Annotated in this window: 12 protein-coding genes; 7 read left to right on the top strand and 5 right to left on the bottom strand. The window is 60.5% G+C overall.

The genetic code is table 11. The features are described 5' to 3' along the window. Nucleotides 1–24: 24 nt before the first annotated feature. From acnD to ACA066_RS09000, 4 genes are all read right to left on the bottom strand, one after another. Nucleotides 25–2,622, bottom strand: a complete 2,598-nt coding sequence (acnD, locus tag ACA066_RS09015; RefSeq protein ID WP_497698925.1) for a Fe/S-dependent 2-methylisocitrate dehydratase AcnD — start codon at nucleotides 2,620–2,622, stop codon at nucleotides 25–27. Nucleotides 2,623–2,807: 185 nt separating this feature from the next. Beyond that, entirely contained in the window at nucleotides 2,808–3,935 is a 1,128-nt protein-coding gene (gene prpC / locus ACA066_RS09010) for a bifunctional 2-methylcitrate synthase/citrate synthase (RefSeq protein WP_497698924.1), read from the bottom strand. A 171-nt stretch (nucleotides 3,936–4,106) separates the two neighbouring features. Further along, complete coding sequence (gene prpB, locus ACA066_RS09005; protein ID WP_461951125.1) at nucleotides 4,107–4,997, bottom strand: methylisocitrate lyase; 891 nt, start codon at nucleotides 4,995–4,997, stop codon at nucleotides 4,107–4,109. Beyond that, on the bottom strand, nucleotides 4,994–5,713 hold the full coding sequence (locus tag ACA066_RS09000; RefSeq protein ID WP_174602652.1) for a GntR family transcriptional regulator: 720 nt from the start codon (nucleotides 5,711–5,713) through the stop codon (nucleotides 4,994–4,996). The genes prpB and ACA066_RS09000 overlap by 4 nt, the downstream gene beginning before the upstream one ends. 1,148 nt (nucleotides 5,714–6,861) lie before the next feature. Between ACA066_RS09000 and rloA the strand changes: the two genes are divergently transcribed. The 4 genes from rloA to pabB all read left to right on the top strand — a co-directional run bounded on the left by rloA (nucleotide 6,862) and on the right by pabB (nucleotide 11,469). Further along, nucleotides 6,862–7,398 (top strand): retropepsin-like aspartic peptidase RloA, encoded by a 537-nt coding sequence (gene rloA / locus ACA066_RS08995; RefSeq protein ID WP_214381807.1) that lies wholly within the window; start codon nucleotides 6,862–6,864, stop codon nucleotides 7,396–7,398. A 5-nt stretch (nucleotides 7,399–7,403) separates the two neighbouring features. Further along, nucleotides 7,404–8,939 carry an osmotic stress tolerance membrane protein RloB gene (gene rloB / locus ACA066_RS08990; protein WP_497698923.1) on the top strand — a complete coding sequence of 512 codons (1,536 nt, stop codon included), beginning with the start codon at nucleotides 7,404–7,406 and terminating at the stop codon, nucleotides 8,937–8,939. Then, on the top strand, nucleotides 8,939–9,925 hold the full coding sequence (locus ACA066_RS08985; RefSeq protein WP_253438844.1) for an alpha-L-glutamate ligase-like protein: 987 nt from the start codon (nucleotides 8,939–8,941) through the stop codon (nucleotides 9,923–9,925). The genes rloB and ACA066_RS08985 overlap by 1 nt, the downstream gene beginning before the upstream one ends. Before the next feature lie 206 nt (nucleotides 9,926–10,131). Further along, entirely contained in the window at nucleotides 10,132–11,469 is a 1,338-nt protein-coding gene (gene pabB, locus ACA066_RS08980) for an aminodeoxychorismate synthase component I (protein WP_497698922.1), read from the top strand. A gap of 105 nt (nucleotides 11,470–11,574) precedes the next feature. Here pabB and thrH read toward each other — a convergent pair whose 3' ends face one another. Then, entirely contained in the window at nucleotides 11,575–12,192 is a 618-nt protein-coding gene (gene thrH / locus ACA066_RS08975) for a bifunctional phosphoserine phosphatase/homoserine phosphotransferase ThrH (RefSeq protein WP_497698921.1), read from the bottom strand. Nucleotides 12,193–12,365: 173 nt separating this feature from the next. On the opposite strand from thrH, the gene ACA066_RS08970 reads away from it, so the two are divergent. From ACA066_RS08970 to ACA066_RS08960, 3 genes are all read left to right on the top strand, one after another. Then, on the top strand, nucleotides 12,366–13,106 hold the full coding sequence (locus ACA066_RS08970; protein WP_008042297.1) for a phosphoadenylyl-sulfate reductase: 741 nt from the start codon (nucleotides 12,366–12,368) through the stop codon (nucleotides 13,104–13,106). A 569-nt stretch (nucleotides 13,107–13,675) separates the two neighbouring features. Continuing rightward, nucleotides 13,676–15,211, top strand: a complete 1,536-nt coding sequence (locus ACA066_RS08965) for an NCS1 family nucleobase:cation symporter-1 (RefSeq protein WP_497698920.1) — start codon at nucleotides 13,676–13,678, stop codon at nucleotides 15,209–15,211. 57 nt (nucleotides 15,212–15,268) lie between these two features. Further along, nucleotides 15,269–15,997 carry an aspartate/glutamate racemase family protein gene (locus tag ACA066_RS08960; RefSeq protein WP_497698919.1) on the top strand — a complete coding sequence of 243 codons (729 nt, stop codon included), beginning with the start codon at nucleotides 15,269–15,271 and terminating at the stop codon, nucleotides 15,995–15,997. The last annotated feature ends 66 nt before the right edge of the window (nucleotides 15,998–16,063 follow it).

The following is a 16,063-nucleotide window of genomic DNA, read 5'->3' as shown; positions in this document are numbered from 1 at the left end:
AATCCCGTGCCCGCACAGCGTTCGTTAAACGGCAACCGCCGACTCTTCGAGGAAATCCTGCGCGAAGCGTTGCAGCACGCCGCCCGCTTCGTAGATCGACACTTCTTCAGCGGTGTCGAGGCGGCACGTCACCGGCACTTCGACCCGCTCACCGTTCTTGCGATTGATCACCAGCGTCAGCTCGGCGCGTGGCGTGCGTTCGCCGATCACGTCGTAGGTTTCGCTGCCGTCGATGGCGAGCGTGTGGCGGTTGGTCCCCGGCTTGAACTCCAGCGGCAACACGCCCATGCCCACCAGGTTGGTGCGGTGGATGCGCTCGAAACCTTCAGCGGCAATCGCTTCCACACCCGCCAGTCGCACGCCCTTCGCCGCCCAGTCCCGGGACGAACCCTGACCGTAATCGGCGCCGGCAATGATGATCAGCGGTTGCTTGCGTTCCATGTAGGTTTCGATGGCTTCCCACATGCGCATGACCTTACCTTCCGGCTCGACACGGGCCAGCGAGCCCTGCTTGACCTTGCCGTTTTCCTGGACCATTTCGTTGAACAGTTTCGGGTTGGCGAAGGTCGCGCGTTGCGCAGTCAGGTGGTCACCACGGTGCGTGGCGTAGGAGTTGAAGTCCTCTTCCGGCAGGCCCATTTTCGCCAGGTATTCGCCGGCGGCGCTGTCGAGCATGATCGCGTTCGACGGCGACAGGTGATCGGTGGTGATGTTGTCCGGCAGCACCGCCAGCGGACGCATGCCCTTGAGCGGACGCGCGCCGGCCAGTGCGCCTTCCCAGTACGGCGGACGGCGGATGTAGGTGCTCATCTCGCGCCAGTCGTACAGCGGCGTGACCTTCGGGCCGGTGTCTTCATGGATGGCGAACATCGGGATGTAGACCTGACGGAACTGCTCCGGTTTGACCGAGGCTTTCACCACGGAGTCGATCTCTTCGTCGCTCGGCCAAATATCCTTCAGACGGATTTCCTTGCCGTTCGCATCCAGGCCCAACACATCTTTTTCGATGTCGAAACGGATGGTGCCGGCGATGGCGTAAGCCACCACCAATGGAGGCGAAGCGAGGAACGCATTCTTGGCGTACGGGTGAATCCGCCCGTCGAAGTTGCGGTTGCCGGAGAGCACGGCGGTGGCGTACAGGTCGCGGTCGATGATCTCTTGCTGGATCACCGGGTCCAGCGCACCGGACATGCCGTTGCAGGTGGTGCAAGCGAAGGCCACGACGCCGAAACCGAGTTGTTCCAGTTCGTCAGTCAGGCCCGCTTCATCGAGGTACAACGCCACGGTTTTCGAACCCGGTGCCAGCGACGATTTGACCCACGGCTTGCGGGTCAGACCGAGCTTATTGGCATTGCGCGCCAGCAGGCCGGCAGCGATGACGTTGCGCGGGTTGCTGGTGTTGGTGCAGCTGGTGATGGCGGCGATGATCACCGCGCCGTCCGGCATCTGACCCGGGACGTCATCCCACTGACCGGAGATGCCTTGCGCGGCCAGGTCGGACGTGGCGACGCGGGCGTGCGGGTTGCTCGGACCGGCCATGTTGCGCACCACCGAGGACAGGTTGAAGGTCAAGCCGCGCTCGTATTGCGCACCCTTCAGGCTGTCGGCCCACAGGCCTGTGGTCTTGGCATAGTTCTCGACCAGTTGCACCTGCTCGTCTTCGCGGCCGGTGAGTTTGAGGTAGTCGATGGTTTGCTGGTCGATGTAGAACATCGCCGCGGTGGCGCCGTATTCCGGGGCCATGTTGGAAATGGTCGCGCGGTCGCCCAGGGTCAGCGCGGAGGCGCCTTCGCCGAAGAACTCCAGCCACGCGCCGACGACTTTTTGCTTGCGCAGGAACTCGGTCAGCGCCAGCACCATGTCGGTGGCGGTGATGCCCGGTTGCAGCTTGCCGGTCAGTTCGACGCCGACGCTTTCCGGCAGACGCATCCACGATGCGCGGCCGAGCATCACGCTCTCGGCTTCCAGACCACCGACGCCGATGGCGATCACGCCCAGGGCATCGACGTGCGGGGTGTGACTGTCGGTGCCGACGCAGGTATCAGGGAACGCCACGCCATCGCGCACCTGAATCACCGGAGACATTTTCTCCAGGTTGATCTGGTGCATGATCCCGTTGCCGGGCGGAATCACGTCAACGTTCTTGAACGCTTTTTTGGTCCAGTTGATGAAGTGGAAACGGTCTTCGTTGCGACGGTCTTCGATGGCGCGGTTCTTCTCGAACGCGTCCGGATCGAAACCACCGCGCTCGACGGCCAGGGAGTGGTCGACGATCAGTTGTGTCGGCACCACCGGGTTCACTTGCGCCGGGTCGCCACCTTGCAGGGCGATGGCGTCACGCAGGCCGGCGAGGTCGACCAGCGCGGTCTGGCCGAGAATGTCGTGGCACACCACGCGGGCCGGGAACCATGGGAAGTCGAGGTCGCGTTTGCGCTCGATGAATTGCTTCAGGGATTCGGTGAGCGTGGCCGGGTCGCAGCGACGCACCAGGTTTTCCGCCAGCACGCGGGAGGTGTACGGCAGAGTGTCGTAGGCGCCGGGCTGGATGGCTTCGACAGCGGCACGGACGTCGAAGTAATCCAGATGGCTGCCGGGCAGCGGTTTACGGAATTCAGTGTTCATCGTCAGGACTCGGTCACGGTAGTTTCAAAAGGTGGGGCCTGGCAGTTGAATTGAGAGCGGTCCCCTGTAGGAGCCGAGCTTGCTCGCGATAGCGGTATATCAGTCGACATCAATGTTGAATGTCAGTCCGTCATCGCGAGCAAGCTCGGCTCCTACAGGTTCCCGGTTCAGCCGCCCCTCCCCGGTCAGCGTTGTTCGATTGGCACGAACTTGCGCTGTTCGACGCCGGTGTATTCGGCGCTCGGGCGGATGATGCGGTTGTTGGCACGTTGTTCGAACACATGCGCCGCCCAGCCGGTCAGGCGCGAGCAGACAAAGATCGGCGTGAACAACTTGGTCGGGATACCCATGAAGTGGTACGTCGACGCATGGTAGAAGTCGGCGTTCGGGAACAGTTTTTTCTGCTCCCACATGGTCTTGTCGATGGCTTCGGAGACCGGGAACAACACCGTGTCGCCCACTTCGTCAGCGAGTTTTTTCGACCAGCCCTTGATCACCTCGTTACGCGGATCGTTGTCCTTATAGATCGCGTGGCCGAAGCCCATGATCTTGTCCTTGCGTTCGAGCATGCCGAGGGTGCCTTTGATCGCCTCTTCCGGCGACGAAAAGCGCTCGATCATTTCCATCGCCGCTTCGTTGGCGCCGCCGTGCAGCGGACCGCGCAGGGAACCGATGGCCGCCGTGATGCAGGAGAACAGGTCGGACAAGGTCGATGCACACACCCGAGCGGTGAAGGTCGAAGCGTTAAACTCGTGTTCCGCGTAGAGGATCAGCGAAACGTTCATCACTTTGACGTGCAACTCGCTCGGCTTCTTGTCGTGCAGCAGGTGCAGGAAGTGGCCACCAATGGATTGTTCGTCGCTCACGCAGCTGATGCGTTTGCCATCGTGGCTGAAGCGATACCAGTAGCACATGATCGCCGGGAATGCGGCCAGCAGGCGGTCGGTTTTGTCGTGCTGCTCGGAGAAATCTTTCTCCGGTTCGATATTGCCCAGAAACGAGCAACCGGTGCGCATCACGTCCATCGGGTGGGCGTCGGCGGGGATGCGTTCCAGCACTTCCTTGAGCGCTTGCGGCAGGTCGCGCAGCTTGCCCAGTTTGCTGAAGTAGGCGTCCAGTTGCGCCTGGGTCGGCAGTTCGCCGTACAGCAGCAGGTAGGCCACTTCTTCGAACTGGGCGTCAGCCGCCAGTTCGCGAACGTCGTAGCCGCGATAGGTCAGGCCGGCGCCCGACTGGCCCACGGTGGACAGTGCGGTTTGCCCGGCAACCTGGCCACGGAGCCCGGCGCCACTGAGTACTTTTGCTTCGGCCATTGCTGTCTCCAGTTTTCTTGAATTTGTTGGGGAATCGGCAAATCAATCACGTTCATATCGCTCTCTGTAGGAGCGAGCTTGCTCGCGATGGTGGATCAGACACCGCGGGGTATCAATTTTCCCGCGTCATCGTTGACGTCCATCGCGAGCGAGCTCGCTCCTACAGGGGCATTATTTTTTGGCGGCAAACAACGCATCGAGCTTCTGCTCGAAGGTGTGGTAGTCGATGCGATCGTAAAGCTCCATGCGGGTCTGCATGGTGTCGATCACGTTCTGTTGCGTGCCGTCGCGGCGGATCGCGGTGTAGACGTTTTCCGCGGCCTTGTTCATCGCGCGGAAGGCCGACAGCGGGTACAGCACCAGCGATACATCCGCGCCTGCCAGCTGCTCGGTGGTGTACAGCGGTGTCGCGCCGAATTCGGTGATGTTGGCCAGGATCGGCGCTTTCACGCGGCTGGCAAACAGCTTGTACATCTCCAGTTCGGTGATGGCTTCCGGGAAGATCATGTCGGCGCCGGCCTCGATGCACGCCGCAGCGCGATCCAGTGCGGACTCCAGACCTTCCACCGCCAGCGCATCGGTGCGGGCCATGATCACGAAGCTGTCATCGGTGCGCGCATCAACCGCCGCCTTGATGCGGTCGACCATTTCCTGCTGCGAAACGATCTCTTTATTAGGACGGTGACCGCAGCGCTTGGCGCCGACCTGGTCTTCGATGTGAATCGCCGCCGCGCCGAACTTGATCATCGACTTGACGGTGCGCGCGACGTTGAACGCCGAGGAACCGAAACCGGTGTCCACGTCCACCAGCAGCGGCAGGTCGCAGACGTCGGTGATGCGACGCACGTCGGTCAACACGTCGTCCAGGCCGGTGATGCCCAGGTCCGGCACGCCGAGGGAGCCGGCAGCCACCCCGCCACCCGACAGGTAAATCGCCTTGAAACCGGCGCGCTTGGCCAGCAGCGCGTGGTTGGCGTTGATCGCACCGACCACTTGCAGCGGATGTTCGCTGGCGACCGCATCGCGGAAACGCTGACCTGGAGTGCTCTTGTTAAAACTCATGACTCACCTCGTTCAGTGGCTGTCTTAGTGGCGCCGTCCTGGTAATGACGGGCGATATTGCGTTTGGAGGCGCCGATGTGACGGCGCATCAACAACTCGGCCAGTTCACCGTCACGGTCGGCGATGGCGTCGAGAATCCGGTGGTGCTCGGCAAAGGCCTGGCGCGGGCGATTGGGTGTGGTGGAAAACTGGATGCGGTACATGCGCACCAGTTGATAAAGCTCGCCGCAGAGCATCTGCGTCAGGGTGCGATTGCCGCTGCCCTGGATGATTCGGTAATGGAAGTCGAAATCGCCTTCCTGCTGGTAATAGCCGACACCGGCCTGAAACGCCGCATCGCGCTCGTGGGTTTCGAGGACGTGGCGCAGTTCGTCGATTTCTTCGACGGTCATGCGTTCCGCCGCGAGACGGCAGGCCATGCCTTCAAGAGATTCGCGGATTTCGTAGAGCTCCAGCAGCTCGGCGTGACTCAGGGAAACCACCCGCGCCCCGACGTGCGGCACGCGAACCAGCAGGCGCTGGCCTTCCAGACGGTGGATCGCCTCACGCAGCGGGCCGCGGCTGATGCCATAGGTGCGCGCCAGTTCCGGCTCGGAGATCTTGCTGCCCGGGGCGATCTCGCCCTTGACGATGGCCGCCTGAATGCGTCGGAAGACGTTCTCGGAAAGTGTTTCCGAATCGTCCTGAGCAATGACCGGGGGATCGAGTTGATCCAGCATATTGTCGACACCTTGAAAGCTGATGCGGCAAAAACTAGCGAATATAGGCCTCTTAGTCAAAGGATAAATGGGTATTGTCGACAATCGTCTAATAACCGGATTGTTTTTAGCGTAGACCGAGTACCTATCCGTTGCTGCTTTTGGCGGCAGACGGTTTTTTTGATGGTGTGCATATCCGTTGCTGCGGTAACGGCTGCTAATGGTTCCGCCCTTACGGCGGGTTACTTGGAAAAGCGCCAAGTAACCAAGCGCCTGCGCCCCTGACGTACGGTGCCTCGCTGTGGCTCGGCATGCCCTCGCTCCGGTCCTGCTCCGTGGGCCCGCCGCCATCGGCCATCCATGGCCGGGGGCGGCTAACCCGGCATCCATGCCGGGTTGCCCACTGCGCAGAACCTGCGCTCGGCCTTCCGACGGGGCAGATCAAGATCAAAAGCCAAAGCGAGGCGGCCTGATAGCCGACCTGATGTGCGTCAAGGTCATCGGTGGTGAACACCCATCTCATGCCCGCCAAAAATCCCCTGTGGGAGCTAGCCTGCTAGCGATGGACGTCCAGACACCGCGTTCATTCAGACCGTACGCGTAATCGTTAACGTCCATCGCTAGCAGGCTAGCTCCCACAGGGGGAATGCATACATCCGAAGAGCCAGGTCGGCCCGCAGGCCGCCTCGCGGTGCTTTTGCGGTGCACGCCCCCTCGAGAGGCCAAGTGGAGGTTCTGCGCAGTGGGCAACCCGGCATGGATGCCGGGTTAGCCGCCCCCGGCCATGGATGGCCGATGGCGGCGGGCCCACGGAGCAGGACCGGAGCGAGGGCACCCTGAGCCTAAGCGAAGGGCCGAACGAAAGGGGCAAAAGCGCTTGGTTACTTGGCGCTTTTCCAAGTAACCCGCTGTAAGAGCGGAACCAATAGCCGCCCTCACACAAATAACGGATATACACCCCCCGCGACCTCCGCCCGCGCCCACGCGAGAACACCAAACCCAAAAGGCCAACGCTGGCGCCATAAAACCACCGTGCTAGAATGCCGCCCGCATTTGTTTGTGACATCTGCACTGCTTGTCATAAATAGCTGATAGGCATACGAGGGAGCTTGCGCAGCGATGCCAGGGCCTTGAATCGAAACACGGACCGCTGCGCACCAGGATTTATGAGACTCAAGCCCTTCCCCACCTTCCTTTATCTGCTCTGCCTGCCCGGTGTCGCCGCGGCGGGGGAAAAGACCGTGTACGGCCTCAACGAGTACGCCTCGCTGGACGGCATCAATCTGGAAGTCGCGGCCAAACTCGACACCGGGGCGAAAACCGCCTCCCTGAGCGCCCGCGACATCAAACGCTTCAAACGCAATGGCGAATCCTGGGTGCGCTTCTATCTGGCGATCGACGCGGCGCACTCGCACCCGATCGAACGGCCACTGGCCCGCGTCAGCAAGATCAAGCGCCGCGCCGGCGACTACGATCCGGACGAAGGCAAGAAATACACCGCCCGTCCGGTGATCGAGCTGGACATCTGCATGGGTTCGGCTTTACGCAGCATCGAAGTGAACTTGACCGACCGAAGCGCTTTCCAATACCCGCTCCTGATCGGCTCCGAAGCGCTCAAGCGCTTTGATGCGCTGGTCGACCCCAGTCTTAAATACGCTGCTGGCAAACCCGCCTGCGCCACCGACGCACACACCGCAGAGTAATTCCAATGCGCTCTCTTACCCTCCATCTGAAAATGCTGATCGCCATCCTGGTGGTGCTGGGCATTTCAGTTACGGCCTATCAGATTTTCGTGCTCGGCATTCCCGTGACCGAAGACGCCACCGACGACTTGTGGAACATCGACGCCAAGGTCGAGTTCGTCCCGAGCGCCAAGGACCCGGTCAAGATCCAGATGTTCGTGCCACCGCTGAGCCGCGATTACGTCAGCCTCAACGAAAGTTTTATCTCCAATAATTACGGCGTGGCTGTGAACCGTGTCGACGGGAACCGCAAGGTCACCTGGTCGGCGCGCCGGGCCAAGGGCAACCAGACCCTTTATTACCGCCTGGTGCTGACCAAGCGCTACACCGGTGAAAAATCCAAGATCAAAGGCCCGACCTTCCGCGATAGCATCGCCGTCGAAGGCGCAGAAAAAGTTGCCGCCGAAGCCCTGCTCGCACCGATTCGCCAGCACTCGGCCGACGTCGAAACCTTCATTGGCGAAGCGATCAAACGGGTCAACAACCTCAACGACGACAACGTGAAACTGTTGCTGGGTGGCGATCCGTCCAGCGGGCACAAGGCCAAAATCGTCGAACTGGTACTGTCCATCGCCCACGTGCCGGTGGAAAAGGTCCACACCATTCGCCTGGTGGCCGACCAACCGCAAACACCAGAACTGTGGCTGCGCAGCTTCAACGGCACCGACTGGCTGTACTTCAACCCGGAAACCGGTGAGCAAGGCCTGCCGACCGACCGCCTGCTGTGGTGGACCGGCGATGAAAACCTGATCACCGTCGATGGCGGTAAGAAAGCCACCGTCACGTTCAGCATGAACAACAGCGAAATGAACGCCATTCGCCTGGCCAAGCTGACCGACGAAAACACCGACGCCAACTTCCTCGAATACTCGTTGTACGGCCTGCCGCTGCAGACCCAGCAGACCTTCATGATCATGGTGATGATCCCGATCGGCGTGCTGGTGATCCTGATCCTGCGCAACCTGATCGGCTTGCAGACCCTCGGCACCTTTACCCCGGTGCTGATCGCCCTCGCCTTCCGCGAAACCCAGCTCGGCTTCGGTATCGTGCTGTTTACCATCATCACCGCGCTGGGGCTGTCGCTGCGCTCGTACCTTGAACACCTGAAACTGCAAATGTTGCCAAGGTTGTCGGTGGTGCTGACGTTTGTGGTGGTGCTGATCGCGGCGATCAGTCTGCTCAGCCATAAGCTTGGCCTGGAGCGCGGGTTGTCCGTGGCGCTGTTCCCGATGGTGATTCTGACCATGACCATCGAACGCCTGTCGATTACCTGGGAAGAACGCGGTTCCGGGCATGCGATGAAAGTGGCGATCGGCACCTTGTTTGCCGCCACCCTGGCGCACCTGATCATGAGCGTGCCGGAACTGATTTACTTCGTGTTCACCTTCCCGGCGGTCCTGTTGATTCTGGTGGGCTTCATGCTGGCGATGGGGCGCTATCGTGGTTACCGCCTGACTGAACTGGTGCGTTTCAAGGCGTTCCTGAAGAAGGCTGACGCCTGATGTTCGGCTTCTGGAAGACCTGGAAGGCCCTCGAAGCCCGGGGCATCATGGGGATCAATCGGCGCAACGCGGACTACGTGCTCAAGTACAACAAACGCAGCCTGTACCCGATCGTCGATGACAAGATCATCACCAAGGAACGGGCGATCGCCGCCGGCATTCATGTGCCGGAACTGTATGGCGTGATCTCCACCGAGAAAGAGATCGACAACCTCGACAAGATCATCGGCGGGCGCAACGACTTCGTGATCAAACCGGCTCAGGGCGCGGGTGGCGACGGCATCATTGTGGTAGCCGACCGTTTCGAGGGGCGCTATCGCACGGTGTCCGGCAAGATCATCAGCCATGAGGAAATCGAGCACCATATCTCCAGCATCCTCACCGGCCTCTATTCGCTGGGCGGACACCGGGATCGGGCGCTGATCGAATACCGCGTGACGCCGGATCAGATTTTCAAAAGCATCAGTTACGAAGGCGTGCCGGATATCCGCATCATCGTGCTGATGGGCTACCCGGTGATGGCGATGTTGCGCCTGCCGACGCGCCAGTCCGGCGGCAAGGCCAACCTGCACCAGGGCGCCATCGGCGTCGGTGTCGACCTCGCCACCGGCCTGACCCTGCGCGGCACCTGGCTGAACAACATCATCACCAAACACCCGGACACCACCAACGCGGTGGACGGTGTGCAACTGCCCTACTGGGACGGCTTCATGAAACTCGCCGCCGGCTGTTATGAGCTGTGCGGGCTGGGTTACATCGGTGTCGACATGGTGCTGGACCAGGAGAAAGGGCCGCTGATTCTTGAGTTGAACGCCCGACCGGGGCTGAACATCCAGATCGCCAATGATTGCGGATTGACGTTGCGCACCCATGCGGTCGAGGCGCGGCTGGAAGAGCTGAAGGCTCGCGGGATCACCGAGACGGTGCAGGAGCGGGTCGAGTTTGTTCAGGAGATGTTCGGGCATATTCCTGCGGTTGAAGGCTGACCTTGTGGCGAGGGGGCTTGCCCCCGTTGGACTGCGCAGCAGGCCTGATTTTGGGGCCGCTTCGCAGCCCAACGGGGGCAAGCCCCCTCGCCACAGGTCTAGCGCCAGCCGCTCCAAATGTACCAATCCCCGACATCCCCTCTAGGAGCAATTCCCCGAGGGGACTACAATCGCACCCCCGCCTCGATGGCTGATCTGCCCCGCCCATGTTGACCTGCTCCGTACACCCGCTGCCCTATCGCGCCAACCCCGCCGAGTACTTCGCGGCGATCCGTCATGCCCCCGGTGCCGTGCTGCTCGACAGCGGCCGGCCGACGGCTGATCGTGGACGTTATGACCTGCTCAGTGCGTGGCCGTTGGAACAACTGGCAGTGTTACCTGACGAAAGCGGCAGCGATTTCCTGCAACGCCTTCGCGACAATCTGACACGACTCGGTGAAGCCGCGGTTCCGTTTGACCTGCCCTTCGCTGGCGGCCTGATCGGTTACCTGAGCTACGACTTCGGTCGGCATCTGGAGCATCTGCCGAGCCAGGCGCGGGACGACTTGCAGTTGCCGGATGCGCGTTTCGGACTGTACGACTGGGCGCTGATCAGCGATCACCAACGGATGACCAGTCAGTTGGTGTTCCACCCGTCACTGATTGACAGCGAACGTCTGCGCCTGATCGCGCTGTTCAGTGAACCTTCGGTTGAAGCGGCCAAACCTTTCAAGTTGAAAGCCCCGATGAATGCCGACTTGAGCGCGGATCAATATCGCCACGCACTGGAGCGCATTCAGCAATACATCCAGGCGGGCGACTGCTATCAGGTCAACTTCGCCCAACGTTTCCGCGCCGAGTGCGAAGGCGATCCGTGGGCCGCTTACTGCGCGTTGCGCGCGGCGTGCCCGACACCGTTTTCAGGTTTCCAGAGCCTGCCCGACGGTGGCGCGGTGCTGAGCCTGTCGCCGGAACGTTTCGTCAAAGTCAGCGAACGTCACGTTGAAACCCGCCCGATCAAAGGCACCCGCCCTCGCGGCCTGACCCCCGCCGAAGACGCGGCGAACGCCGCCGAATTGTTGGCCAGCCCCAAGGACCGCGCGGAAAACCTGATGATCGTCGACCTGTTGCGCAACGATCTGGGCCGAACTTGCCGCATCGGCTCGGTGCGTGTGCCGGAGTTGTTCAGCCTGGAAAGTTATCCGAACGTGCATCACCTGGTGAGCAGCGTGACCGGCGAACTGGCGGATGACCGGGATGCCCTGGACCTGATTGCCGGCAGCTTCCCGGGTGGCTCGATTACCGGCGCACCGAAGATCCGCGCGATGCAGATCATCGATGAGCTGGAGCCGACCCGGCGCGGGTTGTATTGCGGTTCGTTGCTGTATCTGGACGTGCGCGGCGAGATGGACAGCTCCATCGCGATTCGCAGCTTACTGGTGAAGGATGGACAGGTGTGTTGCTGGGGCGGCGGCGGGATTGTCGCGGACTCGGAGTGGCAGGCCGAGTATCAGGAGTCGATTACCAAGGTGAAAGTACTACTCGACACCCTGCAAAACCTGTAGGAGCGAGCTTGCTCGCGATGGTCGTTAACGATTACACGGGAGGCCTGACACCCCGTGGCACCCTCAAGTCCATCGCGAGCAAGCTCGCTCCTACAGGGTCCGTATTTACAAACTCAACGCCCGATTCGAAGCCTTGATAAACTCCTGCTTCAAATCCTCAAACGTATGCACCGCCGGGAACTGTGGAAACTCGCGAATCACGTTATCCGGCGCATGGAACAGAATCCCCGCATCCGCCTCGCCCAACATCGTGGTGTCGTTGTACGAATCCCCCGCCGCAATCACCCGATAGTAGAGGCTCTTGAAGGCCAGAACCGACTGACGCTTCGGATCTTTCTGACGCAGCTGATAGCTCGTCACCCGCCCGGTGTCGTCGGTAATCAGGCGATGACAGAGCAAGGTCGGGAAGCCCAACTGACGCATCAGCGGCTGGGAAAACTCATAGAACGTGTCCGACAGAATCACCACCTGAAAGCGCTCGCGCAGCCAGTTGACGAACTCGATGGCGCCGTCCAGCGGTTTCAAGGTGGCGATCACTTCCTGAATGTCGGTGAGTTTCAGGCCATGCTCGTCGAGAATCCGCAGGCGCTGCTTCATCAGCACGTCGTAGTCGGGAATGTCCCGGGTGGTGGCCCTCAGGGATTCGATCCCGGTTTTTTCGGCGAACGCGATCCAGATTTCCGGGACCAGCACACCTTCCAGATCCAGACATGCAATTTCCACAAGACACTCCCATTTGTATTGATTATTGAGTCGAGCGAGCAAAAGGACTGCCGAACTCTAGCGACTCGGGCGGGGCTGCGCAACGCAGAGGGCGCGCCAGCCACTGCAGGATTTTGTTACCATCAGCCCCATATAGAGCGCCCAGCGCCACCGACCTGTAGGAAGCCGCCCTGATGAGCCCATCGTTCGATGTCGTGGAACTCGCCACGACCTATGCCAACAAATCCGCCCAGGACATCCTGAAACTCGCGTTTGCCGAGTTCGGCGATGACCTGTGGATATCTTTCAGCGGCGCCGAAGACGTGGTGCTGGTGGACATGGCCTGGAAGCTGAACAAGAACGTCAAAGTGTTCAGCCTCGACACGGGCAGACTGCACCCCGAAACGTACCGCTTCATTGATCAGGTGCGCGAGCACTACAAGATCGACATCGAACTGGTGTCGCCGGACTACACGAAACTTGAACCGTTCGTGAAGGAAAAAGGCCTGTTCAGCTTCTACAAGGACGGCCATGGTGAATGCTGTGGCATCCGCAAGATCGAACCTCTGCGCCGCAAATTGTCCGGCGTGACCGCCTGGGCCACCGGCCAGCGTCGGGACCAGAGCCCTGGCACCCGCAGCGCCGTCGCGGTGCTGGAAATCGACACCGCCTTCTCCACCCCGGAACGCACCCTGTACAAATTCAACCCACTGGCGCAAATGACCAGCGAAGAGATTTGGGGTTACATCCGCATGCTCGAGCTGCCGTACAACAGCCTGCATGAGCGCGGCTTCATCAGCATCGGCTGCGAACCGTGCACCCGTCCGGTGCTGCCGAACCAGCACGAGCGTGAAGGTCGTTGGTGGTGGGAAGAGGCGACGCAGAAAGAATGCGGGTTGCATGCCGGTAACATCATCAGCAAGTCCAAGGCGTAACCTCTGACTTCGCAACTCCCTGTAGGAGCCGAGCTTGCTCGCGATAGCGTTCGAACAGTCAAAATAGATGTTGAATGTCAGTCCGCTATCGCGAGCAAGCTCGGCTCCTACAGGGCGTGACTGGCTTTATAAATGTGTACACACGAATGTCACCATAGGCGCCATTTATGTGTGCACTTTTTGTTTCTGCGCCCCAAATGGTTACATCCGCCCTTCCTGAATTCCTCCGTAGACCCTCCCCGCGAATCCCGCTGAAAATTAAATATCTGTTCATGCGGTCAATTTATATCTCCTTAATTTCAATCACTTATTGCACATCAATAACAAAACGAAATTAGCAGCAAAAATCATAGACCTCTGGCTGGCATGGATCTGGCTTAAGTGCACACATGTTTTGTATACAACAACATCAAAACATACACACACTTTAGATCCGCAAGCCTGAAGCGCCCTATCCCGTACAGGCTGCAGATGCCCCGTAACCAATGATGCTTGTTGCCTGCGACGAAGATTTGTCGAGCCCACGCTCATGCACAGTCATCGCGACGCCAAGCTCGGAGCCTGCCGGAATGCGTACTAGCCTCCCTAATAACAACATCGCGCTGGATCTGCCCTCCTTTCCACCCACTGCTCACGATCAGACCTTTCCAGAACCCGTGGTGCTCAGCCCGCGCCTGCACAACAAAGACCTGGCGCCGACCAAAGCCGAAGGCCGGCGCTGGGGCCGCTACAGCATTTTCGCCCTGTGGACCAACGACGTTCACAACATCGCCAACTACTCCTTCGCCATCGGTTTGTATGCGTTGGGCCTGGGCGGCTGGCAGATTCTGCTTTCCCTGGGAATCGGCGCGGCGCTGGTGTATTGCTTTATGAACCTGTCCGGTTACATGGGCCAAAAGACCGGTGTGCCGTTTCCGGTCATCAGCCGGATCAGTTTCGGCATTCACGGGGCGCAGATTCCTGCATTGATTCGCGCCGTTATCGCCATTGCCTGGTTCGGGATTCAGACGTACCTGGCGTCGGTAGTCTTTCGTGTTCTGCTGACGGCCGTGCACCCCGGTTTCGCCGACTACGACCACGACTCGATCCTCGGCTTGTCGAGCCTGGGCTGGGTGTGTTTCGTGGCGATCTGGTTCGTGCAACTGGTGATCCTCGCCTATGGCATGGAGATGGTGCGGCGCTACGAGGCATTCGCCGGCCCGGTCATTTTGCTGACCGTCGCCGCCCTCGCCGCATGGATGTACTTTCAGGCCAACGCGACCATCGCCTGGTCGATTCGCGAACCGCTGACCGGTGGTGAGATGTGGCGCAACATCTTTGCCGGTGGCGCGTTGTGGCTGTCGATCTACGGCACCCTCATCCTTAACTTCTGCGACTTCGCTCGCTCGTCGCCCTGCCGCAAGACCATCAAGATCGGAAACTTCTGGGGCCTGCCGGTGAATATTCTGGTATTCGCGGGTATCACCGTCCTGCTGTGCGGTGCGCAATTTCAGATCAACGGCCGGATCATCGAAAGTCCGACTGAAATCATCGCGTCGATTCCCAACACCTTCTTTCTGGTACTCGGGTGCCTGGCGTTCCTGATCGTCACCGTGGCAGTGAACATCATGGCCAACTTCGTCGCCCCGGCCTTCGTGCTGAGTAACCTGGCGCCCAAGTACCTGACGTTCCGCCGCGCGGGATTGATCAGCGCGACCATTGCGGTGCTGGTCCTGCCGTGGAACCTCTACAACAGCCCGTTGGTGATCGTGTATTTCCTGTCCGGCCTCGGCGCCCTGCTCGGCCCGTTGTATGGCGTGATCATGGTCGACTACTGGCTTGTACGAAAAGGTCAGGTCAACGTGCCGCAGTTGTACAGCGAGGATCCCGACGGCGCTTATTACTACAGCCGTGGCGTCAATTTACGTGCGGTGGCGGCGTTCATTCCTGCAGCGCTGATCGCCATCGTCCTGGCGTTGGTGCCGGGTTTCCACCTCGTATCGCCCTTTTCCTGGCTGATTGGCGCCGGCATTGCCGGGATGCTTTACCTGATCATCGCCAAGCGGCAGCCCCACTACGCCGACGTCAGCGGTGAAGCCATCGCGGTCGACAACGTCAGCCATTAACCCCATGACGGCCCGGCACCGTCGGGCCGCAGAACCACCCCGCTATAAGGACTTCCCATGCGAATTCTCGTGGTCAACGTCAACACCACTGAATCCATCACCCAGGCCATTGCGCGTTCGGCTCAAGCCGTGGCCGCGCCAGGCACCGAAATCATCGGCCTGACACCGCATTTCGGTGCCGACTCCATTGAAGGCAATTTCGAAAGCTACCTGGCCGCCATTGCTGTGATGGACCGGGTGATCTCCTACGACCAACCTTTCGATGCGGTGATCCAGGCGGGTTACGGCGAGCACGGCCGCGAAGGCTTGCAGGAATTGCTCAACGTGCCGGTGGTGGACATCACCGATGCGGCGGCGAGCACGGCGATGTTCCTCGGTCATGCCTATTCGGTGGTTACTACGCTGGATCGAACGGTGCCGCTGATCGAAGACCGCCTGAAACTCTCCGGGCTCTGGGACCGCTGTGCGTCGGTGCGGGCCAGTGGCCTGGCGGTGCTGGAGCTGGAAGCCGATCCGCAGCGGGCGCTGGAAGCGATTGTTCATCAGGCTGAACGGGCGGTACTTGAGGACAAGGCCGAGGTGATCTGCCTCGGCTGCGGCGGGATGGCCGGGCTGGATGAACAGATTCGCCGGCGCACCGGGGTTCCGGTGGTGGATGGTGTGACGGCGGCGGTGACCATTGCCGAGTCGCTGGTGCGGCTGGGGTTGTCGACGTCGAAGGTGCGCACTTATGCGACGCCGCGGCCGAAGAACATAGTCGGTTGGCCAGGGCGGTTTGGCAGGTAGACCGCGTTATCGTTCATCGCGGGCAAGCCCGGCTCCCACAGGTTCTGCGTTGTACACATCATTGTG

This window comes from Pseudomonas sp. LBUM1651 (assembly GCF_059716135.1).
This window is presented reverse-complemented; position numbering and strand designations above follow the sequence as displayed.

Coding starts and splice junctions, on each gene's coding strand:
- rloA (WP_214381807.1), top strand. CDS start 6,862: ATGAGACTCAAGCCCTTCCCCACCTTCCTTTATCTGCTCTGCCTGCCC.
- pabB (WP_497698922.1), top strand. CDS start 10,132: ATGTTGACCTGCTCCGTACACCCGCTGCCCTATCGCGCCAACCCCGCC.
- rloB (WP_497698923.1), top strand. CDS start 7,404: ATGCGCTCTCTTACCCTCCATCTGAAAATGCTGATCGCCATCCTGGTG.
- prpB (WP_461951125.1), bottom strand. CDS start 4,997: ATGAGTTTTAACAAGAGCACTCCAGGTCAGCGTTTCCGCGATGCGGTC.
- ACA066_RS08965 (WP_497698920.1), top strand. CDS start 13,676: ATGCGTACTAGCCTCCCTAATAACAACATCGCGCTGGATCTGCCCTCC.
- acnD (WP_497698925.1), bottom strand. CDS start 2,622: ATGAACACTGAATTCCGTAAACCGCTGCCCGGCAGCCATCTGGATTAC.
- ACA066_RS08960 (WP_497698919.1), top strand. CDS start 15,269: ATGCGAATTCTCGTGGTCAACGTCAACACCACTGAATCCATCACCCAG.
- ACA066_RS08985 (WP_253438844.1), top strand. CDS start 8,939: ATGTTCGGCTTCTGGAAGACCTGGAAGGCCCTCGAAGCCCGGGGCATC.
- ACA066_RS08970 (WP_008042297.1), top strand. CDS start 12,366: ATGAGCCCATCGTTCGATGTCGTGGAACTCGCCACGACCTATGCCAAC.
- prpC (WP_497698924.1), bottom strand. CDS start 3,935: ATGGCCGAAGCAAAAGTACTCAGTGGCGCCGGGCTCCGTGGCCAGGTT.